Source organism: Corallococcus sp. AB049A (assembly GCF_003668885.1).
Classification (GTDB): Bacteria; Myxococcota; Myxococcia; order Myxococcales; family Myxococcaceae; genus Corallococcus; species Corallococcus interemptor.
This window is the reverse complement of sequence record NZ_RAWL01001035.1, coordinates 1-464: the sequence shown is the minus strand read 5'-3', so window position 1 is coordinate 464 and position 464 is coordinate 1. Positions and strand designations below refer to the sequence as shown.

Sequence of the window (464 nt, the reverse complement as noted above, 5' to 3'; positions counted from 1 at the left end):
CTCAAGGCCCCAATTAACGGAATGAGTTCGGCCAAACATGTTATTTACAAAAAAAGTAGGTGGTGAAATTCTTCTAGTGGAGTTTTGGCACATGCGAAACCTGCTGTTTCTTATGTTACTGACCTCCTGTTGTGAAGGTCTGGCACAAGACGCTTCCAAAAGGATGAACCCTGCCGATTGGCTTGAATTGCCAGAGGTTGAGATGCCCTTCGCTTGGTCAAGGCTCAAAGCTGGAGGTTATTCGTCTCGGCTGTCCATCGACGGGTGGGTTCTCCTTGCGCCAAGTGGAAAGGAGCGATTGTGGTGGGTCCGAAATGGTGATTTGAGGGTGGTGACAGATTCGCTCGGAGTGAATCAAAGTGTGAGCCACAATTTGGGTTTCAATTTGGGCGCATATCATTTCTCGCACCAGAAGAAGCGCTACGCTTTGGGTGGGGCTGGTTTTTGGAGGAGCCATGCGACAT

At 49.6% G+C, this 464-nt stretch carries 1 protein-coding gene; it reads left to right on the top strand.

Annotation, left to right across the window (positions count from 1 at the left end):
* Nucleotides 1–91: 91 nt before the first annotated feature.
* The coding region (locus D7X55_RS45110; RefSeq protein WP_233610433.1) for a hypothetical protein at nt 92–464 on the top strand (373 nt) is incomplete at its 3' end.